General features: G+C 72.0%; 23 protein-coding genes, 2 tRNA genes and 2 pseudogenes. 12 read left to right on the forward strand and 15 right to left on the reverse strand.

What is annotated here, in order from left to right; translation table 11 throughout:
* Positions 1-35 precede the first annotated feature (35 nt).
* Complete coding sequence (locus Q0795_RS06720; protein WP_298888151.1) at positions 36-644, reverse strand: LysE/ArgO family amino acid transporter; 609 nt, start codon at positions 642-644, stop codon at positions 36-38.
* An 83-nt stretch (positions 645-727) separates the two neighbouring features.
* On the opposite strand from Q0795_RS06720, the gene Q0795_RS06725 reads away from it, so the two are divergent.
* The 3 genes from Q0795_RS06725 to Q0795_RS06735 are packed head-to-tail and all read left to right on the forward strand — an operon-like array spanning position 728 to position 3,438.
* A complete protein-coding gene (locus Q0795_RS06725; RefSeq protein WP_298888152.1) occupies positions 728-1,672 on the forward strand; it encodes a LysR family transcriptional regulator ArgP in 945 nt (314 codons plus the stop codon).
* Positions 1,669-2,868: a tRNA dihydrouridine synthase DusB gene (dusB, locus tag Q0795_RS06730; protein ID WP_298888154.1), complete on the forward strand. Its 1,200-nt coding sequence runs from the start codon at positions 1,669-1,671 to the stop codon at positions 2,866-2,868. Before Q0795_RS06725 ends, dusB begins: the two co-directional genes overlap by 4 nt.
* Positions 2,869-2,913: 45 nt before the next feature.
* Complete coding sequence (locus Q0795_RS06735) at positions 2,914-3,438, forward strand: type 1 glutamine amidotransferase domain-containing protein (protein WP_298888156.1); 525 nt, start codon at positions 2,914-2,916, stop codon at positions 3,436-3,438.
* Here Q0795_RS06735 and Q0795_RS06740 read toward each other — a convergent pair whose 3' ends face one another.
* A complete protein-coding gene (locus Q0795_RS06740; RefSeq protein ID WP_298888158.1) occupies positions 3,439-4,317 on the reverse strand; it encodes a sulfurtransferase in 879 nt (292 codons plus the stop codon). It abuts the gene before it with no gap.
* Between the two features lie 60 nt (positions 4,318-4,377).
* Here Q0795_RS06740 and Q0795_RS06745 point away from each other — a divergent pair, with 60 nt between their 5' ends.
* The 5 genes from Q0795_RS06745 to Q0795_RS06765 are packed head-to-tail and all read left to right on the forward strand — an operon-like array spanning position 4,378 to position 8,528.
* The gene (locus Q0795_RS06745) at positions 4,378-4,650 is read left to right on the forward strand and encodes a DUF2277 domain-containing protein (RefSeq protein WP_298888160.1); all 273 of its coding nucleotides are present in this window, start codon (positions 4,378-4,380) and stop codon (positions 4,648-4,650) included.
* Entirely contained in the window at positions 4,650-5,147 is a 498-nt protein-coding gene (locus Q0795_RS06750) for a hypothetical protein (protein WP_298888162.1), read from the forward strand. The genes Q0795_RS06745 and Q0795_RS06750 overlap by 1 nt, the downstream gene beginning before the upstream one ends.
* A complete protein-coding gene (locus Q0795_RS06755) occupies positions 5,144-6,418 on the forward strand; it encodes a deoxyguanosinetriphosphate triphosphohydrolase (protein WP_298888164.1) in 1,275 nt (424 codons plus the stop codon). Before Q0795_RS06750 ends, Q0795_RS06755 begins: the two co-directional genes overlap by 4 nt.
* Positions 6,415-7,434: a nitronate monooxygenase gene (locus Q0795_RS06760; RefSeq protein ID WP_298888166.1), complete on the forward strand. Its 1,020-nt coding sequence runs from the start codon at positions 6,415-6,417 to the stop codon at positions 7,432-7,434. The genes Q0795_RS06755 and Q0795_RS06760 overlap by 4 nt, the downstream gene beginning before the upstream one ends.
* On the forward strand, positions 7,431-8,528 hold the full coding sequence (locus tag Q0795_RS06765; RefSeq protein ID WP_298888168.1) for a hypothetical protein: 1,098 nt from the start codon (positions 7,431-7,433) through the stop codon (positions 8,526-8,528). Before Q0795_RS06760 ends, Q0795_RS06765 begins: the two co-directional genes overlap by 4 nt.
* Positions 8,529-8,548: 20 nt before the next feature.
* Here Q0795_RS06765 and Q0795_RS06770 read toward each other — a convergent pair whose 3' ends face one another.
* Genes Q0795_RS06770 through Q0795_RS06780 form a run of 3 tightly spaced genes read right to left on the reverse strand, consistent with a single transcriptional unit; the run spans position 8,549 to position 12,342 of the window.
* Positions 8,549-9,790: a glucose-1-phosphate adenylyltransferase family protein gene (locus Q0795_RS06770; RefSeq protein ID WP_298888170.1), complete on the reverse strand. Its 1,242-nt coding sequence runs from the start codon at positions 9,788-9,790 to the stop codon at positions 8,549-8,551.
* 52 nt (positions 9,791-9,842) lie between these two features.
* Positions 9,843-10,802 carry a non-homologous end-joining DNA ligase gene (gene ligD, locus Q0795_RS06775; protein ID WP_298888173.1) on the reverse strand — a complete coding sequence of 320 codons (960 nt, stop codon included), beginning with the start codon at positions 10,800-10,802 and terminating at the stop codon, positions 9,843-9,845.
* 4 nt (positions 10,803-10,806) lie between these two features.
* Positions 10,807-12,342 (reverse strand): MDR family MFS transporter, encoded by a 1,536-nt coding sequence (locus Q0795_RS06780; protein ID WP_298888175.1) that lies wholly within the window; start codon positions 12,340-12,342, stop codon positions 10,807-10,809.
* Positions 12,343-12,527: 185 nt separating this feature from the next.
* Between Q0795_RS06780 and dnaG the strand changes: the two genes are divergently transcribed.
* The 3 genes from dnaG to Q0795_RS06795 all read left to right on the forward strand — a co-directional run bounded on the left by dnaG (position 12,528) and on the right by Q0795_RS06795 (position 15,176).
* Entirely contained in the window at positions 12,528-14,462 is a 1,935-nt protein-coding gene (gene dnaG, locus Q0795_RS06785; RefSeq protein WP_298888177.1) for a DNA primase, read from the forward strand.
* 3 nt (positions 14,463-14,465) lie between these two features.
* Positions 14,466-15,047, forward strand: a complete 582-nt coding sequence (locus Q0795_RS06790) for a hypothetical protein (RefSeq protein ID WP_298888178.1) — start codon at positions 14,466-14,468, stop codon at positions 15,045-15,047.
* Between the two features lie 56 nt (positions 15,048-15,103).
* Positions 15,104-15,176, forward strand: a tRNA-Asn gene (locus Q0795_RS06795).
* 639 nt (positions 15,177-15,815) lie between these two features.
* Here Q0795_RS06795 and Q0795_RS06800 read toward each other — a convergent pair.
* Positions 15,816-16,881 (reverse strand): annotated as a pseudogene (locus Q0795_RS06800) (IS30 family transposase).
* Between the two features lie 48 nt (positions 16,882-16,929).
* Positions 16,930-17,115: pseudogene (locus Q0795_RS17225) on the reverse strand (helix-turn-helix domain-containing protein); the annotation flags it as partial.
* A gap of 237 nt (positions 17,116-17,352) precedes the next feature.
* On the opposite strand from Q0795_RS17225, the gene Q0795_RS06810 reads away from it, so the two are divergent.
* Positions 17,353-17,943, forward strand: a complete 591-nt coding sequence (locus Q0795_RS06810; RefSeq protein ID WP_298888179.1) for a hypothetical protein — start codon at positions 17,353-17,355, stop codon at positions 17,941-17,943.
* A 288-nt stretch (positions 17,944-18,231) separates the two neighbouring features.
* Here Q0795_RS06810 and Q0795_RS06815 read toward each other — a convergent pair whose 3' ends face one another.
* The 8 genes from Q0795_RS06815 to Q0795_RS06850 form a co-directional block, all read right to left on the reverse strand.
* A complete protein-coding gene (locus Q0795_RS06815) occupies positions 18,232-20,745 on the reverse strand; it encodes a LuxR C-terminal-related transcriptional regulator (protein ID WP_298888180.1) in 2,514 nt (837 codons plus the stop codon).
* Between the two features lie 213 nt (positions 20,746-20,958).
* Positions 20,959-21,627, reverse strand: a complete 669-nt coding sequence (locus Q0795_RS06820; RefSeq protein WP_298888182.1) for a hypothetical protein — start codon at positions 21,625-21,627, stop codon at positions 20,959-20,961.
* Between the two features lie 879 nt (positions 21,628-22,506).
* The gene (locus Q0795_RS06825; RefSeq protein ID WP_298888184.1) at positions 22,507-23,445 is read right to left on the reverse strand and encodes an amino acid ABC transporter permease; all 939 of its coding nucleotides are present in this window, start codon (positions 23,443-23,445) and stop codon (positions 22,507-22,509) included.
* The gene (locus Q0795_RS06830) at positions 23,442-24,125 is read right to left on the reverse strand and encodes an amino acid ABC transporter permease (protein ID WP_298888186.1); all 684 of its coding nucleotides are present in this window, start codon (positions 24,123-24,125) and stop codon (positions 23,442-23,444) included. The genes Q0795_RS06825 and Q0795_RS06830 overlap by 4 nt, the downstream gene beginning before the upstream one ends.
* Before the next feature lie 87 nt (positions 24,126-24,212).
* Entirely contained in the window at positions 24,213-25,085 is an 873-nt protein-coding gene (locus Q0795_RS06835; RefSeq protein ID WP_298888188.1) for a transporter substrate-binding domain-containing protein, read from the reverse strand.
* Between the two features lie 26 nt (positions 25,086-25,111).
* Positions 25,112-25,885, reverse strand: coding sequence for an amino acid ABC transporter ATP-binding protein (locus tag Q0795_RS06840; protein ID WP_298888189.1), 774 nt, complete (start codon positions 25,883-25,885; stop codon positions 25,112-25,114).
* A 126-nt stretch (positions 25,886-26,011) separates the two neighbouring features.
* Positions 26,012-26,085, reverse strand: a tRNA-Ile gene (locus Q0795_RS06845).
* 73 nt (positions 26,086-26,158) lie between these two features.
* Positions 26,159-26,578 carry a CBS domain-containing protein gene (locus tag Q0795_RS06850; protein WP_298888190.1) on the reverse strand — a complete coding sequence of 140 codons (420 nt, stop codon included), beginning with the start codon at positions 26,576-26,578 and terminating at the stop codon, positions 26,159-26,161.
* Between the last annotated feature and the right edge of the window lie 89 nt (positions 26,579-26,667).

Below are 26,667 nucleotides of genomic sequence, written 5' to 3' on the forward strand. Positions count from 1 at the left end.
GCCTCCCCGGGCAGCCGGTGGACCGGAGGTATGCCTCAGCCTCCGGTGAGCAGGGCGACACCGAGGCCCAGCATGACGAGCGCGATGAGCGCGTCGAGGACCTGCCAGGCCCGGGGCCGGGCCAGCAGCGGCGCCAGGCGCCGGGAGCCGAAGCCGAGCACGCTGAACCACAGGATGCTGGCGCCCACGAGCCCCGCGTAGTACCACCACCGGCCCTGCGGGCCGTGCGTGTTGGCGATGGACCCGAGCACGATGATGTCGAGGTAGAGGTGCGGGTTGAGCCAGGTCAGGGCGGCCATGGTGGTCAGCGCGCGCCGGAGCGACACCTGCCGACCCGCGCCGGCCACCAGGGTCTCCCCCGGGCGCAGGGCGCGCCAGCCCACGTGGAGTCCGTAGCCGATGACGAACAGTCCACCGCCCCAGCGCGCGAGGGTGAGGAAGGCCGGCCACTGCTGGACCGCCGCACCCACCCCCAGCACGGCCAGCCCGATGAGCACCACGTCGGAGGCGGCGCAGAGCGTGACGAGCGCGCCGACGTGCTGGCGGCGCAACCCCTGCCGCAGCAGGTAGGCGTTCTGCGCACCCACCGCGGCGATGAGGGCGATGCCGGTGACGAGGCCGGCGGCGATGAGCGGGAGGGGCATGGTCACCACGGTAGGCCGCTCCCGGCCGGACCCGGGCATCAAGCGCCATGAAGGATTCTGCAGAACCTGTAGCGTCTCTTCACATGGACCTCGACCCCGTCGCGCTGACGACCTTGAGCGCGGTCGTGCAGGAGGGGACCTTCGACCGGGCGGCCACCCGTCTGCGGGTCACGCCGTCGGCGGTGTCCCAGCGCGTCCGGGCGCTGGAGCAGGCGCTGGGCCGCGTCGTCGTGACCCGCACCAAGCCGACCCGGGCGACCCCGGCCGGCGAGGTGCTCCTGCGCCTGGCCGGCCAGTGGGAGGTCCTCCTGGGCGACGCGCTGGCCGAGCTCGTCCCCGAGACCCACGGCACGGCATACCCGACCGTCGCCGTGGTGGTGAACGCCGACTCCCTGGCCACCTGGCTGCTTCCCGCACTCGCCCGGGCCCAGGCCGAGCTGGGGGTGGTGCTCGAGCTGGTCCGGGAGGACGAGGAGTATGCCTCCGACCGCGTCCGTGCCGGGTCCGCGCTGGCAGCGGTGACCGCGGACCCGACCCCGGTGCCGGGCTGCCGGCTCACGTCGCTCGGTGCGATGCGCTACGTGGCCGTGTGCTCGCCCGCCTTCCACCAGCGGTGGTTCGCCGAGGGGCCGCGGGCCGCCTCGCTGGACTCGGCCCCGATCGTGCGCTTCGACGAGCGCGACCGGATGCAGCACCGGGTCGCCCGGCGGTGGGCACGCCGGGAGGTGGACCCACCGGCCCACGTGGTCGGGTCGAGCCACGGCTTCGCGGACGCGGTGGTCCTCGGCATGGGGTGGGGGATGCTGCCCGTCGGGTGGGCGGCCCCGCTCCTGGACGACGGGGCGCTGGTGGTCCTGGGTCCGCGCGCCGAGACCGAGGTGCCGCTGCACTGGCTCAGCGCCCGGCTGTCCTCGCGCACCCTCGACGTGCTCACCCGCTGCGTCACCGAGCAGGCGGCGCAGACGCTGACGCCGCACCGCGGCCGGCCCGCGGGGCCGCGGGGCGGTGGGACAATGGGCGGGCCATGACGATCACCGCCCCTGTCCTTCCGCCCCTGCAGATCGGCCCGCACACCATCGACTCCCCGGTGGTGCTCGCGCCCATGGCCGGCATCACCAACCGCGCCTTCCGACGCCTGTGCCGGGAGTACGGCCAGGAGGGCCTGGCGGCGGCCGGGTCCGCGGGCGGCTCGGACTGCCTCTACGTCAGCGAGATGATCACCTCCCGTGCCCTCGTCGAGCGCACCCCGATCTCGATGAAGCTCATCGAGCACGGCGAGGGGGAGTCGCCGCGCTCCATCCAGCTCTACGGCGTCGACCCCGCGACCGTCGGCGCGGCGGTCCGGATGCTGGTCGAGGAGGACCGCGCCGACCACGTCGACCTCAACTTCGGCTGCCCGGTGCCCAAGGTCACCCGCAAGGGCGGGGGAGCGGCGCTGCCGTGGAAGACCGAGCTCTTCCGGGGCATCGTGCGGGAGGCGGTCCGCGAGGCCACGCCCGCGGGCATCCCGGTGACGGTGAAGATGCGGGTCGGGATCGATGCGGAGCACGAGACCTTCCTCAACGCCGGGCGCATCGCCGAGGACGAGGGGGCGGCCGCCGTCGCCCTGCACGCCCGGACCGCCGCGCAGGCCTACTCCGGGCAGGCGGACTGGGGCCGCATCGCCGAGCTCAAGGCCGCCGTCACCTCCATCCCCGTCCTGGGCAACGGGGACATCTGGTCGGCCGAGGACGCGCTCGCCATGGTCGAGCGCACCGGCTGCGACGGCGTGGTGGTCGGGCGCGGTTGCCTCGGACGCCCGTGGCTGTTCACCGACCTGGCCGCGGCGTTCGCCGGGTCGTCGGTGCGGGTGGAGCCGACGCTGCGGGAGGTGTGCCGGGTGCTGCGGCGGCACGCCGAGCTGCTCGCCGACTTTCACGGCGACGAGGGCCACGGCTGCCGCGACATCCGCAAGCACATCGCGTGGTACACCAAGGGCTTCCGCGTCGGGGGGCAGCTGCGCCACCAGCTCGGGCTCGTGCACACCCTGGCCGACCTCGACCGCCTCATCGACAGCCTCGACCTCGACCAGCCCTGGCCCGGCGAGGCCGCCGAGGGGCAGCGGGGCCGAGCGGGGTCTCCCCGGGTCGTGGCCCTGCCGGAGCGGTGGCTGCAGGGCCGCGACCTCGACGGCGGCCAGCGGGAAGCCGTCGCCCAGGCCGAGCTGTCGGTGAGCGGCGGCTGACGGCTCACCCTGCAGGAGCGGCGCCAGGCTCCTACCGTGGTGGGTATGGCAAATCTTGATGGAAAGACCGTAGCCTTCCTGCTCACCGACGACTTCGAGGACAGTGAGCTCACCAGCCCCTGGGACGCCGTGGTCGAGGCCGGCGGGACGCCCCACCTCATCGCCCCCGAGTCCGGCACCGTCACCGGCAAGAACGGGCACACCCAGGAGGTCGACGTCGTCGTGGCCGACGCCGACCCCGCCTCCTACGACGCGCTCGTCCTCCCCGGCGGCGTCGGCAACGCCGACAACCTGCGCCTGGACCAGGGCGCCGTGGCCTTCGCCCGGCACTTCGGGGAGCAGGCCAAGCCGGTGTCGGTCATCTGCCACGGTGCGTGGATCCTCACCGACGCGGCCGTGCTCGACGGGCGCACCATGACCTCCTTCCCCTCGCTGCAGACGGACCTGCGCAACGCGGGTGTCACCTGGGTCGACCAGGAGGTCGTCGTGGACGACTGGCTGGTCTCCAGCCGCACCCCGGCGGACCTCTCCGCCTTCAACCGCGAGCTGGTGCGCTCCGTCGGCGGCTGATCACCGCTCCACCGGGCGGTCGGGGTCGCTGACCCAGTCGCTCCACGACCCGGCGTAGACCGCCGGGCGCGGGCCCACCCCGCGCGCCTCCAGGGCGAGCGCGAGGTGGGCCGCCTGCACCCCGGACCCGCAGTAGACCGCGGTCGGGAGGTCCGTGCGTCCGCCTGCGTCGGTGAGCGCCTGCACGACGTGCTCGGCGTCGACGAAGCGGCCCTCTGGGCCCAGCAGCGTCAGCGCGGGCAGGCTCACGGCTCCCGGGACGTGTCCCGCCACCGGGTCGATGGTCTCGTTCTCGCCCCGGTAGCGGTCGGCAGGCCGGGCGTCGAGCACCTGGCCCCCCGCGGTCTGGTGGGCGACCAGCCCGTCGGCGTCGAGCAGCTCGCGACCTGGCGCGTTCCCCGGCAGGCGGATGTCGCCGTCCGGGATGTCGACCGGTCCGGTGGCGGTGGGCAACCCGGCTGCACGCCAGGCGGCCAGCCCCCCGTCGAGCACGGAGCCCTCGAGGCCGTGGTGGGCGGCGACCCACCATGCGCGGGCCGCGCCCAGACCGGGACCGGCGTCGTAGAAGACCACCGGGCGCCCCGCCCGCACCCCCGCGGCCCGCAGCCCCCGCTCGACGGCCTCGCGCGGCGGCATCGGGTGTCGCCCGCCGCTGCCGTCGGGGGCGGGCGGAGCGGACAGGGCCGACTCCAGGTCGAGGAAGGCCGCACCGGGGAGGTGCTGCTCGAGGTAGGCCGCGTGGTTGGCCTCCCGTCCTGCGCCCAGCGACCAGCGGACGTCCACGAGGACGGGCCGTGAGCCGGGTGGGCCGACGAGTGCGGTCTGCAGCTCGTCGACGGTGACCAGCGGACCGGCGAGGGGGGTGCTCAGGGTGCCCATGCCGCGCACCCTAGCGCCGATGCCGGACAGGTCCGACCCCGACGTGGCACAGTGAGGGCCATGTGCCGCAACATCCGCCCGCTCCACAACTTCGAGCCCCCGGCCACCCGCTCGGAGGTCCAGGCCGCCGCGCTGCAGTACGTCCGCAAGGTGGGCGGCGCCAGCAAGCCGTCCCGGGCCAACGAGCAGGCCTATGCCACGGCGGTCGCCGAGATCACCCGGGTGACCGAGGAGCTGCTGGAGTCGTTGGTGACCAGCGCCCCGCCCAAGGACCGGGAGACCGAGGCTGCCAAGGCCCGCGCGCGCGCCGCCCAGCGCTACGCTACGACCTGATGGCCACCCGGGCCGACCTCGGGCGCCACCTGCTCAACTGGGTCAACCTGTCGACGCCCCTGGGCCTGGCCGTGGCCGCCCTCGGCGGGGCCAGGGTCCGCCGAGGTCCGTCCCGGTGCTACCTCGCCGACCACTACCGCTGGTCCTTCCCGGCCGCCGGCGCCTTCACCATCGGCGACGTGGTCATCTCCCGCCACGACCTGGACCGGCTGGCGGCGTACCGTCCCGGGCTGCTGGACCACGAGCTCACCCACTCCCGGCAGTGGGCGGCCTGTCTCGGGCTGCCCTTCCTCCCGCTCTACGTCGCGTCGATGGGATGGTCGTGGCTGCGGACCGGGGACCGTGCGGCCCGCAGCGTGTTCGAGCGGCACGCCGGACTGGAGCGCGGCGGCTACGTCGACGTCCCGGCCCGTCCGCTCGGCCCGGTGCTGGCCCAGGGTGCGCGGCGGGTGCGCGACCGCGCCCGCGGGCGCGACCGCATACCCTCGGCGGTGTGAGCGTCCAGCCGACCGGTGCGTATGCCGTCTCCGCGCGCGAACGGTGGGTGGCCGAGGACCCGGCGCAGAAGCGCTCGGACCGCCAGGACTTCGCCCGCGACCGGGCCCGGGTCGTGCACTCCGCGGCCCTGCGGCGGCTGGCGGCCACCACCCAGGTGCTGGCGCCGACGACCGACGACTTCGTCCGCAACCGGCTGACCCACTCCCTGGAGGTCGCGCAGATCGGCCGGGAGTTCGGCGCCGCCCTGGGGTGCGACGCGGACGTCGTCGACACCGCCTGTCTCGCCCACGACATCGGGCACCCACCCTTCGGGCACAACGGGGAGGCCGTGCTGGACGCCCTGGCCGGGCCCGCGGGCGGCTTCGAGGGCAACGCCCAGACCCTGCGCGTGCTCACCCGGCTGGAGGCCAAGCGCAGCCACGAGGACGGCCGCCCGGCGGGGCTGAACCTCACCCGGGCCAGCCTGGACGCCGCGACGAAGTACCCGTGGCCGCGCGGCGGGGGGCCTTCCGGGGTGGGAGCGGCCAAGTTCGGGGTCTACGACGACGACAGGGACGTCTTCGCCTGGGTACGGGACGGCGCCCCGCTCGACGAGCCACGGCGGCGCTGCCTGGAGGCGCAGGTCATGGACTGGTCGGACGATGTCGCCTACTGCGTCCATGACGTCGAGGACGCGATCGCCTCGGGACGGGTGGACCCGCGCGCCCTGCGGGACGAGGACGTGCAGGCCACCGTGGCCGCGCTGGCGCGGGACTGGTATGCCGCGGACCTCGCCGTCGAGGACCTGCGGGCCGCGCTGGGCGACATCCTCGCCACCGGATGGGTGCCGACCGTCCACACCGGCACCCGCGCCGACCTCGCCGCCCTCAAGGACATGACCTCCCGGCTCATCGGGCACTTCGTCCACACCGTCGAGCTCGCCACCCGGGAGCGGCACGGGCCGGGGCCGCTGACGCGCTACGCGGCGGACCTCGTGGTGCCGGACCGGGTGCGGGCTCAGGCCGCCGTGCTCAAGGCGGTCGCCGCGCACTTCGTCATGCTCAGCGAGGAGCGCCGCTCGACGATGGAGCGCGAGCAGCGCATCCTCACCCGGTTGGTGGAGCACTACTCCGGCGACGCGCGCCGGCTGGACCCGCTGCACGCGGAGGCCGCGCGCGCGGCCGAGCGGGCCGGGGACGACGTGGCGCGGCTGCGGGCGGTGGTCGACCAGGTGGCGAGCCTCTCGGACGCCCGGGCCCTCGCCGTCCACGCCCGGCTGGGGTCCCGGTGAGCGTGCTGGCTTCGACGGACCGGCCGGTGGTCGGCGCGCCCATGGCGGGCGGCGTGACGACCCCGCTGCTCGTCGCGGCCGTGAGCGACGCCGGGGGCCTGGGCATGCTCGCGGCCGGCTACCAGACGCCGGAGCGGCTCGCCGCCGACCTCGTCCACGTGCGCGACCTGACCACGAGGCCGTTCGGCGTCAACCTCTTCGTGCCGCAGCGCCTGGACCGGGAGGCCCTCGGGGCCGAGGTGGAGGCGTTCGCCCGGCGCATCGCACCCGAGGCGGCCGACCTCGGGGTCCGGCCCGGCACGGTGAGCTGGCACGACACGGACCACTGGGCGGACAAGGTGCAGCTCGTGGAGACCCTGGCGCCGCCGGTCGTCTCGTGCACCTTCGGGGTCCCGGACGCCGAGGTGGTCGAGCGCTGGCGGCGCGCCGGGTGCGAGGTCCAGGTCACCGTCACCTCGGCGGCGGAGGCCCGGGCGGCGGCAGCAGGCGGAGCGGACGTGCTCGTGCTCCAGGGGCAGGAGGCCGGGGGTCACCGGGGCACGCACGACCCGGCGGCCGATCCCGAGCCGGTGGACCACGTCGGGCTGCTGGAGCTGGTCCGCCCGGAGACCGACCTGCCGTTGGTGGTCGCCGGGGGCGTCACCACGGCCGGCGACGTGCGGAGGGCACGGTCCGGGGGCGCGGCGGCGGTGCAGGTCGGGACCGCTCTGCTCCTGGCCCCCGAGTCCGGCGCCGGCCGCAGCTACCGCGAGGCGCTGCGCGACCCGCGGCGGGGCGAGCGGGTGCTGACCCGGGCCTACTCGGGCCGGGTGGCCGGTGCCCTGGCCACCGGGTGGACGCGTCGGTATGCCGACGCGCCCCGGGCCTTCCCCGTCGTCGACCAGCTCACCCGGCCGCTGCGGCGGGCCGCCGCGGAGCGCGGTGACGTCGAGCGGCTCCACCTCTGGGCGGGGAGCGGGTGGCGCGCGGCGCAGGAGCGTCCGGCGGGGGAGATCGTGCGCGAGCTCGCCGGGTGAGCCTCGGTCGGGCGGTGCTACCCGCCGGGGTGCAGCTCGGGCGGGTGGACCCGCTGGGCGGGTCGGCGCGCTCGCAGGTGCACCGCTGCCAGGTGCTCGTCGCGCCGGACGGGTGGGGGGCCTCGGTGGTGGTCAATCGGTTCCTGCCGCAGCCCGAGGGGCGCGGCGCGGCCCTGGGGTGGCGCCGTGAGGCCGCCGGGCTGCGGCACCTGCGTGGCTCGCCCCGTCTCCTCGCCCTGGACGAGGGCACGCAGACCGTCGTCATGGAGGACCTCGGCCGCCACCCGACCCTCGCCGACGCCCTGCTCGGGGCGGACGCGGACGGTGCGTGGCGGCATACCGTGGCGTGGGCGGGGGCTCTCGGCGCAGCGGTCGCGGGTGGGGTGACCCTGGAGGCGGCCCGCCGCGACCTCGGCGGCGCGCTGGCCGCCGAGGACCGGCGCTGGCAGGTGGACTACCCACGGCGCGGGCTGGGACACCTCGCCGAGGTGGCCGGGATCCGCGCCGGGCGGGCTGCCGCGGCGCAGGCCCGAGACCTGGTCGACGAGCTGCAGCACGACACGGCCAGGCACGTCCTCGGGCCCGGCGACGCGTGCCCGGACAACGCCCTGCTCACCCCGGCCGGCGTCCGGCTGCTCGACCTCGAGGGGACCGGGGTGCGCCACGTGGCCTACGAGGCCGCCTACGCCGCCGAGCCGTTCAGCACCTGCTGGTGCGTCTTCACCCCGCCCACCGGCCTGACCGGGGCGACGCTGGTCGCCTTCACCGCAGCGGCGTCCGGGGCCGTCCCGGGCCTGGCGGAGGACGCGGACTGGCCCCGACAGGTGCGCGGCGCGGTCGCGCTCTGGGTGCTCGCCGGCACCTTGTGGCTCCTCGACGGTGCGATGGCGGACCGGACGATGGCCCCGGAGGGTCGCACCGGACCGGCGTTCCGGGCGCTGCTCGTCTCGCGCTGGGGCTGGGTCGTCCGCGAGTGCGCCGACGAGCTGCCCGACGTCGCGGCGGCCTGCGAGGAGGCGCTCGCCTGGGCGCGGCGGACCTGGCGGCGCAGCGACCTGGTGCTGCCGCCCTACCCGGCCTTCGGGGGAGGCTGAGCCCTGGTGCGGCTCAGGTCTCAGGTCGTGCTGCCGGGCTCCAGCCGGGCGCCCGGCTCCACCGTGGTGCCGCCCCGCACCCGGCAGTCCTGCCCCACCAGGGTGACGGTCTCGTCGCGCAGCCGCGTGCCCGGCGGGCAGGCGCCGACGGTGGCGTGGCGGCCGACCCGCGTCCCCCGGTCGAGGACGCTCGTGCGCACGCGCGCCCCGGCCTCGACGAGCACGTCGTCGAGCAGCACGCTGTCCTCCACCACGGCGCCGGCCTGGACCTGGACCCCGCGACCCAGCACCGAGCGGACGACCCGGCCGCGGACGCGGGAGCCGGGGCCGACCATGGCGTCCACGAGCTCGCCCTCCTCACCCACCCAGCCCGGGGGTCCGGGAACGGTCTGGCCGAGGACCGGGCGGTCCGGGTGCCCGAAGACGTCGACCGTGCCGGTGAGCAGGTCGCGGTGCGCCTGCAGGTAGGTCTGCGGCCGGCCCACGTCCTTCCAGTAGCCGGTCATCGGCGTGGCGTGGACGTGGCCGCGCCGCACCAGGGCGGGCAGCAGGTGGTCGCCGAAGTCGCCGAGCCCGGTGTCCTCGCCGTCGGCGGCGGCCTGCAGCTCGGCGTGCAGCCGCTCGAGCTCGGCCAGCAGGGTCGGCGGGTGGTAGAGGAAGATCTCGGTGGCGACGGTGCCCGAGTCGGTCGACGGCGGCTTGGCGCGGACGCCGGTGACCCGGCCGTCGGCGTCGTGCTCCACCACGACCTTCTCGGTGGCCTCCTGCACCCCGATCTCGGCGGTGACGAGGGTGCACTCGGCCTCGCGGGCCAGGTGCTCGGCCACCACCGGACGCAGGTCGAGGTTGAAGACGTGGTCCGCGGACAGGACGAGGAGCACGTCCGGGTCGGCGACCCGGATGGCCTCGCGCATCCGGAACAGACCGTCGGCGTTGCCGTGGCTGAAGCCCTCCTCGTGCGCCGGGCCGGTGCCCTCCTCGGGGGTGAGCCGTCGGAAGCCGCCCCGGGTCCGGTCCAGGTCCCACGGTCGCCCGCCGGCGAGGTAGCCGTCGAGGGAGGAGGACTGGAACTGGACCGACACCCACACGTCGCTCACCCCGGCGGCCGCCAGCACCGACAGCGGGAAGTCGATGAGCGCGTGGGTGCCGGCGAAGGGGAGGGCGGGCTTGGCCCGCTCGCGGGTGAGCACGTCCATCCGGCTCCCCTGCCCCCCGGCCTGCACCACGGCGAGGGTCCGCAGGTCGACGGGTATCGAGGTCACGCTGGCCACGGTAGTGCCGAACCCGACGGCGCGCCGGGCGGACGGGCGGGCCTCAATCGGGCTCGTCCGGGGTCGCGGCTCCCTCGGCCTCGTCGCGCGCGGCCCACTCCAGCAGCGGCGAGAGCTCGAAGACGGCGTCGTCGATGCCGGCGTGCAGGTCGCCGAGCTCGGCATACCGGTGGGGCATCGTGCGCACGGTGAAGTCGCCCGGCTCGCAGTCGGCGACCTCCTCCCAGCGCAGCGGCGCGGAGACCCTCGCGTCCGGCGTCGCCCGGACGGAGTAGGCCGCGGCGATGGTGTGGTCACGGGCGTTCTGGTTGAAGTCGACGAAGACCCGGCGCGGGTCGCGGTCCTTGCGCCACCACACCGTCGTCGCCTCCTGGGTCCGCCGCTCCACCTCCCGGGCGAACGCGAGGGCCGCCCGACGGACGTCGCCGAAGCCGTGCTCGGGCGGGATCCGGACGTAGACGTGGATCCCCTTGGACCCGGTCGTCTTCGGCCAGCCCACCGCACCCAGCTCGGCCAGGACCTCCTGGACCACCCCGGCGACGCGGCGCACGGTGGCGAAGTCGCACTCGTCACCGGGGTCCAGGTCGATGCGCCACTCGTCCGGCTGCTCCACATGCCCACGTCGACTGTTCCACGGGTGGAACTCCACGCAGCTCATCTGGACCGACCAGATGACGTGCGCCAGCTCGGTGACGCACAGCTCGTCGGCCGTGCGGTTCCACCGCGGGAAGGTGACGTGCACCGTCTCCATCCAGTCCGGGGCGCCGCGGGGCAGCCGCTTCTGGTGCACCCGCTCGCCCGCGATGCCCTCGGGGAAGCGGTGCATCATGCACGGCCGCTCGCGCAGCGCGGTGACGATCCCCTCGCCGACGGACCGGTAGTAGTGCGCCAGGTCGAGCTTGGTCAGCCCCAGCTCGGGGAAGTAGACGCGGTCCGGGTGGGAGATACGGACGGTGCGCCCGCCCACCTCGAGCTCGGTGGACGGGCTGCTCGCCGGGGACATGGGCTCAGGCTACGGGCTCGGAGTATGCCGTGCCCGTCGCCGCGACCCTTTGGCCGCGCTCGCGCGCGGGCTCAGCGGGTGGCTCCGAGCGACCGTCCGTGGTCTTGGGTGCCGGGCGGACGAAGAAGCTGAGGACGAAGACACCCACGGTGATGCCGGTGGCGACGAGCAGGGCGGTGCCGATGCCGCCCTCCAGGGCCTCCCGCTCGCCCAGGCCCGAGGCCCCGAGCTGCAACGCCCGGGTCTCCATGACGGTGACGACCAGCGCGGTACCGGCGGCGGCCGCCACCTGCTGGCCGGTGCCGACCATGGCGCTGCCGTGCGAGTAGAGCCGCCCGGGCAGCGAGCTCAGGCCGGTGGTGAAGCACGGTGTGAAGACGCAGGCCAGCGACAGGCTCACGACCACGTGCAGACCCACCAGCCCCCACCAGGGCACCTGGTCAGCGAGCAGGGCCATGCCGGCCATACCGGCCACCAGCCCGGCTCCGCCCGGGATGACGAGCGGCCGGGGGCCCACGCGGTCGTAGATGCGCCCGACGGTCGGCCCGAGCAGGCCCATGGCCAGCCCCCCGGGCATGAGCATGAGCCCGGAGGCGAGGGTGCCGAAGCCGCGCACCTGCTGCAGCAGGATCGGCAGCAGCAGCATCGCCCCGATGAGCGACATGAAGCCCAGGCAGAGCAGGGCGAGGGGAACGACATACCTCGTGATGCGCAGGGCGCGCAGGTCGAGGAAGACGAGGGACTCGTCCCGGCGGGCGAGCCACAGCTGACGCCACACGAAGACCGCGAGGGCGCCCACCCCGACCCCGAGCGACCAGGCGGGGCCGACCGGGCCCGCAGCGCCTTCACCCAGGGCGGACAGGCCGTAGACGAGACCACCGAAGCCCAGCGCGGTGAGCAGGGCGCTGAGCACGTCGAGCCGGGCGGCGCGGCCGGGTTCGTCGCCGCGCAGCAGGCGGCCCCCGGCGAGGGTCATGAGGATGGCGATGGGCAGCACCAGGCCGAACAGCCAGCGCCAGGAGGCGAACTCCAGGATCAGGCCGGAGACGGGCGGGCCCATCGCGGGCGCGACCGAGATGGCGAGGGTGAGGTTGCCCATGACGCCGCCGCGTCGCTCCGCCGGCACGAGGGTCATGATCGTCGTCATGAGCAGCGGCATCATCACCGCCGTGCCGCTGGCCTGGACCACCCGGGCCAGCAGCAGCACCTCGAAGGTCGGCGCGAGGGCGGCGAGAGCGGTGCCCGTGATGAAGACCCCCATGGCCAGCAGGTAGGCCGTGCGCAGGCTGAGCCGCTGCAGCAACCAGCCGGTCATCGGGATGACCACGGCCATGGTGAGCAGGAAGCCGGTCGTGAGCCACTGACCGGTGCCCGCGTCCACCCCGAAGGCGTCCATGAGCGGCGGGAGCGCGTTGAGCATCAGCGTCTCGTTGAGGATGACGACGAACGCCGAGGCCGTGAGCACCCGCAGCACCAGCCGCACGCGCGCCTCGTCCGGGGGTGCGGCGGCGGTGGTGGTGCGCTCGGGCGCTGTCGACACAGGGGTCTCCTCGCAGGTCATGGTGGGTAGGACGGCCGTCGCCGGAACAACTCATCGGCGGGCCGTCGCATTCCATCCTCGGCGTGGGCCTACCTCGTCGTCCCCAGGTGCTCGACCGGCCCGGAGGGCGTCGGTGGTGCGACCTAGACTCGGGTCAGGCGGCGCGCGGAGCGGAGGAGGTGACGGTGCCCAGGATCAAGGACGAGGACGTCAAGGCGGTCAAGGAGCGGGCCTCCATCGAGGAGGTCGTGCGCGAGCACGTGACCCTGCGCACCGCCGGGGTGGGCGCCATGAAGGGGCTGTGCCCGTTCCACGACGAGAAGACGCCCTCCTTCCAGATCCGCACGACGGTCGGCAGCTACCACTGCTTCGGCTGCGGGGTGGGCGGGGACGTCATCTCCTTCCTCATGGAGATCGACCACCTCACCTTCTCCGAGGCGGTGGAGCGCCTCGCGGACAAGCTGGGGATCACCCTGCGCTACGAGGAGACCGGTCCGGGCGGGGGCGGGCGTGGGGAGCAGGCGCCGGTCGGGCAGCGGACCCGGCTCATGGAGGCGCACCGGGTGGCCGAGGAGTTCTACCACGAGGCGCTGCTGCGCTCGGGGGAGGGACGCAAGGGCCGGGACTTCTTGCGCGACAAGGGGTTCACCGGGGGGCACGCTGCGCAGTTCATGGTGGGGTATGCCCCGCGTGAGGGCACCGCGCTCGTCTCCCACCTGCGGCTCAAGGGGTTCACCGAGGAGGAGCTGGTGCTGGGGGGTCTGGCCAACCGGCGCGGACGCGGTCTCTCGGACCGCTTCCAGGGGCGGGTCCTGTGGCCGATCCGGGCCATCACCGGCGACACCGTGGGCTTCGGCGCGCGACGGCTCTACGACGACGACTGGAGCCCGGCGAAGTACCTCAACACCTCCGAGACGCCGATCTACAAGAAGACCGGCGTGCTCTACGGCCTCGACCTGGCCAAGAAGGCCATCGCCACCGAGCGGACGGCGGTGGTGGTCGAGGGCTACACCGATGTCATGGCGGCCCATCTGGCGGGGGTGGGCACGGCCGTGGCGACCTGCGGCACCGCCTTCGGCAGCGACCACATCTCCATCCTGCGGCGGATCCTGCGCGACGAGGCCGGCCGTGCCCCGGCCAAGGTCATCTTCACCTTCGACGGCGACGCCGCCGGGCAGAAGGCGGCGATGAAGGCCTTCGAGCAGGACCAGCGCTGGGCGGCGCAGTCCTACGTCGCGGTCGCTGCCGACGGGCAGGACCCCAACGACCTGTGGATCGCCACGAAGGACGACGAGGGGGAGGACCAGGGGCGGGCCGTCCGGGAGCTCGTGGCCTCGGCCACCCCGCTCTTCGAGTTCGCGGTCCGCACCACCCTGGCGCCCTACGACCTCTCCGAGGCGGCCCAGCGGGTGCAGGCCGTGCGGGCCGTCGCGCCCATCCTCGCCCAGATCAAGGACCGCACCCTGCGCCCCGAGGTCGTCCGGGACGTCTCCGGATGGATGGGGATCGACCCAGACCTGCTGACCACCGAGGTCGCCCGGGCCGCCAACCGACCGCCGCCCACGGCGCCTGCAGCCCGCCAGCAGATCTCCCCGGCGGAGGAGGGTCCTCCCGCACCGACCCTCCCGCAGCCGGACCTGCGAGACCCGGTCCAGGTCGCGGAGCGGCAGCTGGTGCAGGTGGCGCTGCAGTATCCCCTCGCCGTCGTGCCCGAGGACATGGACGAGCTGGAGCCTGAGGCGTTGCGCGCGCCCATGCACCGGGCGGTCTGGCACGCCATGCGCCAGGCCGGAGGCATCGAGGGCGCGGCGCAGCGCAGCGTGCGGGGCTGGGTGGAGGCGGTGCTCGTCGGCACGCCACCGCCGGTCCACCCGCTCGTGCACGAGCTGTCGGTGGCGACGCTGCCCGACCGCCTCGACCCCGAGTCCGGCATGCCCCGCGAGGCGTTCGTCGACTGGCTGGTCCTGCGGGTGCGGTTGGCCGGCGTCGAGCAGGAGGTGGGCGACCTGCTGGGGCAGCAGTCCCGGGCGCCGGAGGGCAGCCCGGACAAGCGCCGACTGGACGAGCGGCTCATGGAGCTGCACCGCGAACGGGCCCGGCTACGGTCCAGGATGGAGTGAGACATGAGATGGTTCCGGACCCGCACGATCGGCGCGACCCCCAAGCCGGAGGGTGACCCCACCGATGTGCCCGCTGCGGTCAGGCCGGAGCTGGCCGCGGGTGAGCAGGTGCTCGCCAGCGCCCAGGAGGACGGCGCCGGCCACTGGGTGCTGCTGACGACCTTCCGGCTCCTGGAGGTCGCTGAGGGTGGCCAGATCCTGGTCGAGCGTCCCTGGCACGAGGTCGACACCGGCGCCTGGGATCCCGACCTGTGGGCGCTCGCCGTGTCCTTCGTCGACCAGCTCGGCGGGCGCCAGTGGGTGCTGCAGCGGCGCACCGGACCGGGAATGGTGCCGCAGGTCTTCCGGGAGCGCACGTCGGCGAGCGTGGTGCTGCTGCGTGCGGTCGACCTCGGGCCGCGCCGCAGCGCGCGGGTCTGCATCCGCAAGGTGCTCCCGACCCGCGAGCTGGTCGAGCAGGTCCTGTGGGGCCGCGGGGCGGGGGAGTCCGACGCCGAGCTGGCCGCCGCCGTCCGGGCCGCGCGCGTCGACCTGCGCGACCAGGTGGGCCTGCCGCCGCAGCCCCCCGAGGACCGGGCGAGCTGAGCCGCGCGAGGATTTCGGCGCGAGGCCTCGGTCTTGCTAGAGTGCCTGCTGCACGATCCCCTGTAGCTCAATTGGCAGAGCAGCCGGCTGTTAACCGGCAGGTTACTGGTTCGAGTCCAGTCGGGGGAGCGCATCCACACCCCCTCTGACCAGCAGTGATAGGTCAGAGGGGGTTTTTCTGTGGGGGCTACGTGGGAAATGACAGCACTCCGACACGAGACGGGGCAATCCCTTTCGTGAGGGAGGTCCCGTTGGAGGCTGTCGCGCGATGGCCGCGGGTAAGAAGTCCCGCGGAGTGGTGGGGTGCGGGGAGTGGGCGTGCCTCTCTGACGTAGGGAGGTCATCGGCGAGATGCGCCCCCGCAAGCGGGGGGTGCCCCCAGGTGTGTACCGCCAAGTACTCACCAGAGGAGACCTCACCGATGACCCATTCCCAGTCTGCCGTGTCCGACCTGCTGGACGTGCTGGCGCAGCCGCTCAGCGGCAAGGCAAGAGATGTGGGCATGCCGCCACGCTCCCGGAACCACCGACTCCCGGCCGCCTGCACGGCGCCGACCGCCAGTGCTGCCTCCTCGCCGATCAGCTCCTTGGCGGCTTCGACCCAGAACAACCGCTCCACGTCCCGACGCAACGAAGCCTTGCGGGGTGACGTCATCGGTGACCTGCCCGTCAGCTCGGTCATCCGCACTGCTGGCCCTCCTTCACACCTCCACGCTCGGGTGTCGGCGACGGTTGAAGACTGTCCACTGATCGACGGGGTGGGTTCCACTCAACGTCGCAACACCGGTGGACTTTCGGAGGCTAGCAGCGCGGTGAACAGCTGGTGCGGTGTGCGGTCGCCGAGGACCATCCGGGGGCGGTTGTTCAGCTCGTGCTCGACAAGCGAGCAGGTGCTCGAGGGTATGGATGCCGAGGTCGGTCCCCTTGGGGAAGTAGTCGCGCAGCAGCCCGTTGGTGTTCTCGTTCGACCCGCGCTGCCAGGGTGAGTGGGAGTCACAGAAGTAGACCGAGGCACCCACGTTCCGGGTGATGCTCAGGTGTCTGGCCATCTCGGTGCCCTGGTCCCAGGTGATCGAGCGCCGCAGGTGCGGGGGGAGGTCTCCCAGGCGGGCGGCCAGCGCCTGGTGCAGTGCCTCACCGTCTCGGTAGGGCAGGTGCAGCAGGCGCACCATCCGGGTCTGGCGCTCCACCAGGGTGCCGATCGCTGAGCGCTGCTCCCGGCCAATGATGAGGTCGCCCTCCCAGTGCCCCGCCACAGTGCGGTCGGCGGGCTGGAAGGGTCGTTGGTGCACGGTCAGCATGGGTTGTTCGAACCGTGGCCGCCGTCGCTCGACGCGCTGTTGCGCGCGCCGGTGCTCTCGCCCCGTCCGCAGCGGCGATCGGCGGTGTGGCGCCAGCGGTGAGGGCCGCAGCAACGCAGATCCCGGCTGGTAGATGGCCTGGTAGATGCTCTCGTGGCATAGCCGCATGCCAGGGTCGTCGGGGAACCGGGTACGCAGGTGCCGGCTGATCTGTTGGGGGCTCCACCGCTGGGCAAGCAGCTCCCCGACCACGCGTCGCAGCTCGGCGTTGCTCTCCACGCGCCGACGATGGTGGCGACCGCGTCGGGCGGTGGCGGTCCGGTGTGCCTCGAAGGGGCGGTACCCCTGCTTGCCGGCGTTGCGGCGCAGCTCTCGAGAGATCGTCGACTTGTCCCGCCCGACTTGCACCGCGATGGCGGTGACGGTCAGGCCCGCCTGGTGCAGGTCGGCGATCTCGATCCGCTCCTCTTGCGAGAGGTAGCGGGCGCTGATCTGTCGCACTGCCAGCCGCTCCAGCGGCGGCACGAAGCCGATGACCTCACCGCGGCGATAGACCTTGGTCCCGAAGGCCCAGTTGTTGCCGGCGCTGCGCGAGACCCCGACCTCACGGGCCGCGGCGGTGATGCTCCACCCCCTCTCGCGCAGCTGCACGAATCGGGCACGTTTGGCCGACAACGGACGTCGTCCCGGCCCCTTCTTCACACGTCGCGACAACGACCTCACACTCCCGGACTCTAGGGAGGCGTTGCGACAGTGCCTGGAAACCACCCCGTCGAAACCTGGTCACTTTTCAGCCGCCGTTGACATCGGGGTGGTGCGACACCGCTAGTTGCCGCCAACCCCCGTGCTGCCTGGTCCTCGCACCCGAGCAGACCTCGGACGAGACCGGGGCGTTCCCCACTTACTCAGGCGAGGCAGCAGGATTACTCAATCTCTACCGGTCAGTCAACGCGGCATGGCTTCGCCCTCCGTCACGCGGCAATATGGGAAGAGAAATAGGGCCGCATGATCGAGCTGGTCCAGCAGTTGAGGAACGACAAAGGAGGAAATGCCATGCGCAAGTCTGCTTCTGTCCTTGGGGCCTTGGCGCTCGTCGTGACGATGTCGCCAGCCGCTGTGGCCAGCCCTGACAGCAAGCCCCAGGTCGTGGTGGACGACACGTTCGAGGTCAACATCACGTGGCCGTTCGAGTTCGCACCCGGCGAGTTCGACCCGGGCCCTTGCGACTTCGAAGGTCTCAACCTGTCGGACGTCGTCACGGTGAGGGAGACCGAGTTCTACAACCCAGACGGCACCTTCAAGAAGGCAACGGCCCATTACCACGGCACGGCGGTGTGGACCGGGCCAGACGGCAAGACTGTGACTGGGCACTACGCGTGGCACGCGACCACCGAGACCGAGGCGAGGGACGTGTGGGTCGAGACCGGCAGCTTCTGGAACGAGCACCAGCCAGGTAGTGGTGTCATCCTGCACGAGAAGGGCAGGCACATTCTGGTGGACCGTCCGGGTGGCTTCACCTATGAAGACATCAGTGGCCCGCATGAGGTGTATGAGGACGGTTTTGGTGCGCTGTGCTCTGCCGTGGCTCCTGACTAGGTCCGTGCCACAGGTCGTCCTGCCCGTGCTGCTGCCGCGTGGCCCAGTTTGGCGCCACACCTGCGTGGCCCCGGGCTCGCGGACCTCATCGACTATGACGGCGTCGGGTTCACCCACGTGTTCTCCACCGCGCAGACGCAGTGCACCACGGGCTACGAGCTCGACCCGGCAGGCCCGGACGCTGCGGATGATCTGCGGGCACGAGACCGGGTCCGACTCGCCGCGGACGACCGGTTGTCGTGATCTTGCTGGTACCGCACGCCGACCGCGGTGGACGCAGGGAGCGCGTCAGCGGTTCGGTGGGGAGTAGAGGGAATGCCCGAGTTCTGTCCGTGAGTGCACGTGGAGGTAGTCGTAGACGTGCTGGAGGTGGTTCTCGACGGTGCGGCGGGACAGGCCAAGAGTGTCTGCGAGGTCCGCGGTGCTGGCGCCGGCGGCAAGGTTGGTGGCGATCTCGCGTTGGCGCGGGGTCGGGACTTCCTCCAGCCACCATGGCTCCGACCCGTCCCAACGATCGAGGAGCCGCAGGATGCCCGCTCGGGCGGGTGTGATGATCGTCATGTCGTTTCGTGCCAGGCGCACAGCGTCGGTGAGGACACGCATGGAGGCCGGGACCAGGGATGCGGCCTCGAGCTGCAGACCGTAGTCGAGCAAGGGCGCGGCTCGACGTTCGTGGCGGGCTCGGAAGCAGCGCCCGGCCAGGGCAATGAGGCCGAGGCCCTGCGTGGGGAGCGTTGCGGCCAGCGCTTCGACGGCGGTCTCGCCGGCGGCGAGGTCGACAGTCTCCAGGGAGACCTGCGCGAGGTAGATCAGCTGGGGGCGCGCACGGGTGCGCTCCAGCGCTTCGATAACCCGTGCGCTGCCGTTGCGGTCGTGGGTCTCGTCGACCAGCTGGCCCAGGCGCAGCAGGAGCATTGCGATGGGCATAGGACCGTCGCGGGCTCCGCCGTCCTCCAAGGCTTGGAGTTCGTCGGCGGCGTGGGTGGACTCTCCCGCGTAACAGAGAGCCGCGGCGTGGACTGCGCGGCGCAGCTCGTCCATCCGCATCCACCCGGGACCGTGTGGATCGCCGGCGGGGGCTGCGCTGCAGTTCAGGGCCGCGGTGACCTGTCCGGTCAGTGCCTGGCTCAGGCCGGCGTTGCCGCCCAGCGAGAGCACGCACTCGTAGTCGTGCTGGCGGCGGGCCTGGTGGTAGGCCTCTGTGTGCGTTGCCGCTCCGCGCCCTGCGCGTAGTCTGAGGATGTAGAAACAGCCGAGGGCCAGTCGTCCCCGCAGCCGCTCGGACGGCCAGTCGATGAATCGTTCGTCCGCGGCGCTGAGTTCCTCCACCAGTGGATCGGTGGCGTGTTGACCTCGGGCGTTGCCGATGACCGCGAGGAGTGCCGCGAGCATCTCGCACCGCTCCGGAGACTCGCTCATCGCGGTCACCTTGCGAGCTGCCGCATCGAGATCGGCATCCGGTGCGGCCCCCCGGAAGGCCCACAGCCACAACCGGGCCCGCAACAGCAACTGCTCGCTGACCTCCCCGCCCTCGTCCCGCTCGACCGCAGCCAGCATCTCCTCGGCGCGTTCGACACGCCCCAGGGCAAGGCCGTGGTGCCGGACCGACCACCACAGCGCCTCGAGCCGGAGCGGGCCCTTAGCGCCGAGGGCGATGTGGTCGAGGCGCTCGAGGCCTCCGTCCACGTCACCGTCGATGACGTGAGCCTGGGCTCGAAGGAGCTTGGCCACATCACCATCAAGCCGAGCGGCCACTCGCTCGGCCTCGCCCGACCGTCCCTGGGCAATCGCCGTCCGCGCGGCCCGCTCGAGCAATGCCCGCCCCGCCGGTCGACGTGCGCCGTCAGTCCAGCGCAGCAGGGTCAGCGCGTCCGGGGCAAGATCGGGTGACCGGTGCACTTCGTCCAGCAGGGTCCCCAGGACGTCGCGTTGATGTGGCCCGAGCTCCCGTAGCAGCCACGCCCGCCGAAGCGGGTGGTCGGTGCGGATCGTGTCGTCGCCATGAGGTTCGATGAGCCCAGCGGACCGGAGGCGTGCCAGCTCGTCACGAACACCGCTGAACAACCCCAGGGGTGCAGGCTCGACCACCGCGACCATGTCGAGAACCCGGCGTGCAAGTGGGTCCAGGTCCAGCACCGCGCGGCCGACGAGCAAGTCGAGGGCCGGCCCCTTCGCGACGTCGCGATCTCCTCGGGCTGCGGCCCACGCGAGTTCGCGCAGGTACAGCGGATTCCCTCCCGCCAGCGCGACGATCGAGCGCAACTGCGCCGACGCCAAACGGTGTGGTGCCACTGTGGCCTGGGCCAGGCGGATGGCGTCGGGACGACCCAGCGGAGGGATCACCCGCCTCTGAACGAGCCCCTCGGTCACCAGAGCCTCGAGGTCCTCAGGCAGGTCACGGTGCGGTCGTTGGGTGCCGACCAGACGCAGATTCCGGCCTGTGACGCCGCTCCGGACCAAGGCTGCCGTCGCGGCGTCGGTGTGGTGGGCGTCATCCAGCCAGAGAAGCACGGACCCGGCAGAACCTCCTCGCTCAGCCCACCTACGGAGGAAAACCCCAAACGCCTTGACCGGGTTCTCGTCATCGGCGACCACCCCCAACGGTGCGAGTGTGCCCAGGGGGCGGGCGGTGGTCTCCCTGGTCGCGAGGACCCGCTCCACGCCACCACCGCCAGCTGTTTCGATTCGACACAACTCACGGGCCAGTCGCGTCTTCCCGATCCCGGCCGGCCCGGCCAGCAACACCGAACCGCCCGTGCCGAGCACATCGGCGAGACCCCGCACCACGCCGGCGCGTCCCACCAGCGGCGGCTCCCGCGCCCCCATCAGCTCAGCCCAACAGACTTCACCATCAGTCGAGCGTACCGCGGAGTCCAGCCGGACTACCCGGGTGCATCTTTTCTGCCAGCTCAGACCTTCGGGCACGCGTTCCCACTCGATACCCCGACCGCAAAGTTCCTCCCACCCGCTCCGGCGTCGAGCCGGCACGAGGCGCGACGTCGAGAGCATGACTGCTCAATCGTGGTCGTCACCCACCGTCGCGGCAGGCTGCGGCCACCGCCGTACAAGTATCGCGAGACCACCGAAGAAGACCGGGGCAACCGTGAGCGCGCCGACGGCCGCGACGACCGACGTCCAGGTTCCCTCGAACACAGCGACGGTGAGGAAGACGGCGGCGACCAGGACACCGCAACCCACCAGCCACATCGGCAACGACGTACGCAGCAGCAGGGATGTCACCAACACCCAGAGCCCGACCGCACCAAAGGTGAGCAGGCCGTAGCGATCCGTGAGGTTCACGAACGACAGGTTGGCCATCTCACGGGCCCTATCGGGACTGGCCGCGACCGCCCGGACGAGTCCGGGCACGTGAGAGATGAGCCTCACCTGTTCGACAGCCACCACAACGAACCCGAGCCCTCCGACCGCGGCTGACCAGTCACCCATAGCCGCGCGGTCAGGAGGCACCACCCGCCTGAACCCGACGACAAGACCCAGCCCGAACAGCGACGTCGCTAAGAAAAGCCACCGAGCAATCAGCCACCACCCGGTGCCATGCTCGACCAGAGCATCCAGCGCGCCAGGGCCGGCCGACGATGTCAGACCAAAAGGAAGAAGCACGGCCAAGGCCAGAACACCGAGAAGGGCGTAGGCCACTGCTAAACCCCCGGCAGCAATCGTCACGACACGCACCGTGCCTCGACGAGCCGCGGGAAGATCGCCCACCCATTCACCGTCCCACACCATCGAGGGAATTGCTATGGCATTGGAGGCTCGTCTCGTGCCCGGACACGGCAGCTCTGTCGCGCAGACGGATGCCGTGAATGTTCCATCAGCTGAGACCTTGGGACACTCGGTCCGGCAGGCTGAGATCGATGGTGGTGCCCGACCCGGCACCTCGACCAACGACTCGCAGCGCGTGGCCTAACTCGAGCGGTCCGGTCGGGTGCGCTCCGTTCCCGCTGCTGCGGCGGACCTTGTCGTTGGCTGCTCGCCCGATGTGCGGCTCGGCCGGATGCCCTGGCCATCGGGTGTAGCGTGGCTTGCTGGGAGCCTGCTCCGGGCTGGGTTGAGGCGTGCCCGCCGCACCCGGCGATCAGGACGTCATTCCAGGATCGGCCCGGGGGTCCACGGCCATGGTGATGATTGGCACCGACTCCCACAAACGCACGCACGCCTTCGTCGCCCTCGACGACGTCGGCCGGCGCCTGGGTGAGCGCACCCTGCGGGTCAACACTGACGGGCACCTGCAGCTGCTGACCTGGGCGGCACATGTCGAGGACGTCGCATGCGTCCTGGAGGACTGCCGGTCGCCGAGCTCGACGGCCCCGCGCGTCAGGTCAGTCAGAGTGCCGCGGAGTGGTGGGGTGGGGAGATGGTGCGGCAACGTGTGTCCCTCGGGGCCCTATCAAGTCACAGGTGACTCTTCTGCATAAGGGATGGTCATACCCTCTCTACGCAGGTCAGGTCTAGTCACCTCGGAAGTGCGGGTTACTGGTCGTCGTGCTCGGGCGGGCCCGGACCCTCCCTTCGGACGAGCGTCCGGTGCGGGCGGGCGGGGCGCTAACGCTGGGCGCCGCCGGCCTCGAGCGTCGCGCCGTCGGCGCGCTGGCCGGCCTGCTCCTCGTCCTCGGTCTGCGCGCCGCCTCCGGTGGGGCCACGGCGCTTGCGCCGTTGCCGGCCCTCGATCCACTCGGCGAGCTTGCTGATCGCATAGTTGATGAGGATGAAGATGACGGCGGCGACGAGGTAGGCGGCCAGCGTGTTGGCATTGGCCGAGCCGAGCTGGCGGGTCCGGCTCAGCAGTTCGGGATAGGTGATGATGTAGCCCAGCGCCGAGTCCTTGGTGATGACGACGATCTGGCTGACGAGGGCGGGCAGCATCGAGGTCAGCGCCTGTGGCACCAGGATCGAGCGGCGCACCTGGGCCGAGCTCAGACCGATGGACAGCCCCGCCTCACGCTGGCCGCCGGGCAGCGAGCCCACGCCGTTGCGGACGATCTCGCAGATGACCGAGGCGTTGTAGAGGACCAGGCCGACCACGACTGCGATGAACGTCGCGTTGGCACCGGTGAGCCCGAGGGAGTCCATGAGGCGGACCATCGTCGGGTTCTTCACCAGCATCTGCCAGGTGAAGATCATCATGATGAGCACCGGGACGGCCCGGAAGAACTCGACGAAGACGCCACTGGCCCACCGGACCGGCGCGAGGTCGGACATGCGCAGCATGGCCAGGCCGATGCCGAACACCATGGACAGCACAACGGCGACCGCTGCCGCCTGCAGGGTCGTGACCAGCCCGGGCAGCAGGTAGAAGGTCCAGGTGTTGCTCTCCAGGAACGGCGTCCATTTCGCCGCCTCGAACTGGCCCCGGTTCGCCATCCGGATGAGGACGAGCACCAGCAGACCCAGGAGCACGAGGGTGCCGAGGACGCCGTAGAGGAGGTGCCGCGCCCGGGCCTTCGGCCCGGGGATGTCGAAGAGCACCTGCTGAGCGCTCATCGCTTCACCGCCAGCTTGGAGGAGAGCCAGCTCGTGCCGAGGCCGACCGGCAGCGTGAGGATGACGAAGCCGATGGCGACGATGAGGAAGATGAGGATGCCGGCGTCCGGCCGGAACTCCATCATGTTGCGCATCTGGTAGGCGATCTCTCGGTTGCCGATGGCCACCGCCACGGTGGTGTTCTTGATGAGCGCGATGAGCACGTTGCCGATCGGCGTGATGCCGCCGCGGAAGGCCTGGGGGAGGATGACCTCGCGCAGGCTCTGGCCGAAGCCCAGGCCGATGGAGCGGGCGGCCTCGCTCTGCCCCACCGGGATGGTGTTGACGCCGGACCGGATCGCCTCGCAGATGAACGCCGCGTGGTAGACGGTGAGCCCGAGGACGGCGAGCCAGAAGTTGTTCTCGAGGATGAAGTTGGGGTTCCCCTCCCGGGGCACGAACTCGATGCCCAGCTGCAGCCACAGCCCGAGGTTGGCGAAGACGATGATGAGGGTCAGCGGGGTGTTGCGCAGGAGGGTGACGTAGGTGGCGCCGAACCAGTTGAGCACCGAGACCGGAGCCAGGCGCAGGATCGCAATGACGGTCCCCAGGACCATCGCCAGCACGAAGGACACGGCCGCGAGCCGGATGTTGAGCCAGAACGCCCCGAGGACGTTGAACTGCTCGATGAGCTCCAGCACGGGCTACTCCCTCCAGGGTGGTGGCTGCGCCGGGGCCCAGACGGGCCTCGGCCCCGGCGCAGCGGGACGGATCAGGACGACCAGGTCTCAGGCGCAGTGCCCGCCGGCCTCCGGCGGGTTGAGGTCCGCGTTGGGCGTGTAGTCCGCGGCGCCGAGGTTGTCCTCGATGATCTGGTCCATGGTGCCGTCCTCCCAGAGGCCGTTGAGGATCTCGTTGATCTCCTCGCAGCGGTCGGAGTCCTGCGGCAGGCCGACACCGTAGTTCTCCTCCGAGAAGGTGTTGCCGACGACCCGGAACTGGCCGGCGTACTCCTCCTGCGCGGCGAAGCCGGCGAGGATCGTGTCGTCGGTGGTCAGTGCGCCGATCTGACCAGAGGCCATGGCCTCCATGCACTCGGAGTAGCTGCCGTACTCCTGCAGCGCGACGCCGTACTCCTCGTTGACCCGGGCGGCCGAGGTCGACCCGGTCACCGAGCACAGGATGGCATCGCCCATGGAGTCCGGGCCCTCGATGTCGCTGTCGGTCGGCACGAGGAGGTCTTGGCCGGCGACGAAGTACGGGCCGGCGAACTGCACCCGCTCCTTGCGCTCGTCGGTGATGGAGTAGGTCGCGAAGATCATGTCGACCTGGTCGGACTCCAGCAGGTCCTCACGCTGGGCGGAGATCGCCTCGGTCCACTCGATCTGGTCCTCGGTGTAACCGAGCTCCTCGGCGACCGCCTTGGCGACGTCGACGTCCATACCGGTCGGGTCGCCACCCTCGTTGAGGCCCAGACCCGGCTGGTCGAACTTGATGCCGATGGTGACGGTCTCGCCGTCGGTGCCGCCCTCGGCGGCGCCCTCCTCGCTGGACTCGCCACCGCCGGCGTCGGCCTCCCCGCCGTCGTCACCGCCGCAGGCCGTGAGGGTCAGGGCGGTGGCGGCTGCGAGCGCCGCGATCCTGAAGGTGGTGGTACGCATGGGGATCTCCTTGTGTCGTGTGCTGTTCAGTGGGTGAGAAGCTTGCCGAGGAAGTCCTTGGCACGGTCGGACTGCGGGTTGGTGAAGAACTCCTCGGGGGTGTTCTCCTCGACGATGGCCCCGTCGGACATGAAGACCACGCGGTCGGCGGCCTTGCGGGCGAAGCCCATCTCGTGGGTGACGACGATCATCGTCATGCCGCTCTTGGCCAGGCTGGTCATGACGTCGAGGACCTCGTTGATCATCTCCGGGTCGAGCGCGGAGGTGGGCTCGTCGAAGAGCATCACGGTCGGGTCCATCGCCAGCGACCGCGCGATGGCGACGCGCTGCTGCTGGCCGCCGGAGAGCTGGGCGGGGTACTTCTCCGCCTGGTGCTCGACACCGACCCGCGTGAGCAGCTCCATCGCGCGTTGCTTGGCCTCGGCGGCCTTCTTCCTGCGCACCTTGATCGGGCCCAGGGTGACGTTCTCGAGGATCGTCTTGTGGCTGAAGAGGTTGAAGCTCTGGAAGACCATGCCGACGTCGGCGCGCAGCGTGGCCAGCGCCTTGCCCTCGCTGGGCAGCTCGTCGCCGTGGATGGTGATGGTGCCGGACTCGTAGGACTCCAGCCGGTTGATGGTGCGGCAGAGCGTGGACTTGCCGGAGCCGGAGGGCCCGATGACGACGACCACCTCGCCCTCGTGCACGGTGAGGTTGATGTCCTTGAGGACGTGCAGGTCGCCGAAGTGCTTGTTGACGTCCTCGAGCACGACGAGCGGCGCGCCCAGGCCGGTGCCGGGCGACTCACGGGAGTCGGTCATGTCGCGCACCCTAGACGGGTATGGCGTCGCCGGGCAGCAAGTTCGCGCTGTTGTCACCGCATTGTGACCTTCGGCGGGGCGCGGCGACCGGGCGACCGAGGCGGGCCGACGAGCGGAGCGGGGGAGTGGGCCAGGCGGGGCTTGAACCCGCGACCGACGGATTATGAGTCCGCTGCTCTGACCGGCTGAGCTACTGGCCCTCGAGCGCCGAGTCTAGTGAGCGGGCGGAGGGCTCCGGACGCCGGGCCGCAGCTCCTCAGCCGCGGGCGGCGCTCACTGGCGCAGGTAGGACTCCAGGTGGTCGCGCTCGGCCTCGAGGGCGTCCAGCCGGGCCTTGACGACGTCGCCGATGGAGATGATCCCCAGCAGCCGGCCGTCCTCCACGACGGGGAGGTGGCGGAACCGGCCCTGCGTCATCGTGGTCGCCAGGTGGGTCAGGTCATCACCCATGGTGCAGGTCTGCACCGAGGTGGTCATGAGGTCGCTCAGCGCCGCCCCGCTCCCGGCGCCTCCGCGCAGGTGGTGCACGACGTCGCGCTCCGAGACGATGCCGGCCACCGCCTCGCCGTCCAGCACCACGACGGCGCCGATCTTCTGGTCGTCGAGTACCTCCAGCAGCTCGGCGAGCGTGGCCGTGGCGGGCAGGGTGGCGACCGTGCTGCCCTTCTTCTTGATGAGGTCGGCGACGCGCATGGCGCGAAACTAGCAGACCGCCTGACGTCGCGTCACGCATCGGCGCCGGCGGTCCGGCGGATGCGACGGTGACCGCTGGGGCTGGTGGG

Source organism: uncultured Serinicoccus sp. (assembly GCF_947487915.1).
Lineage (GTDB): Bacteria > Actinomycetota > Actinomycetes > Actinomycetales > Dermatophilaceae > Ornithinicoccus.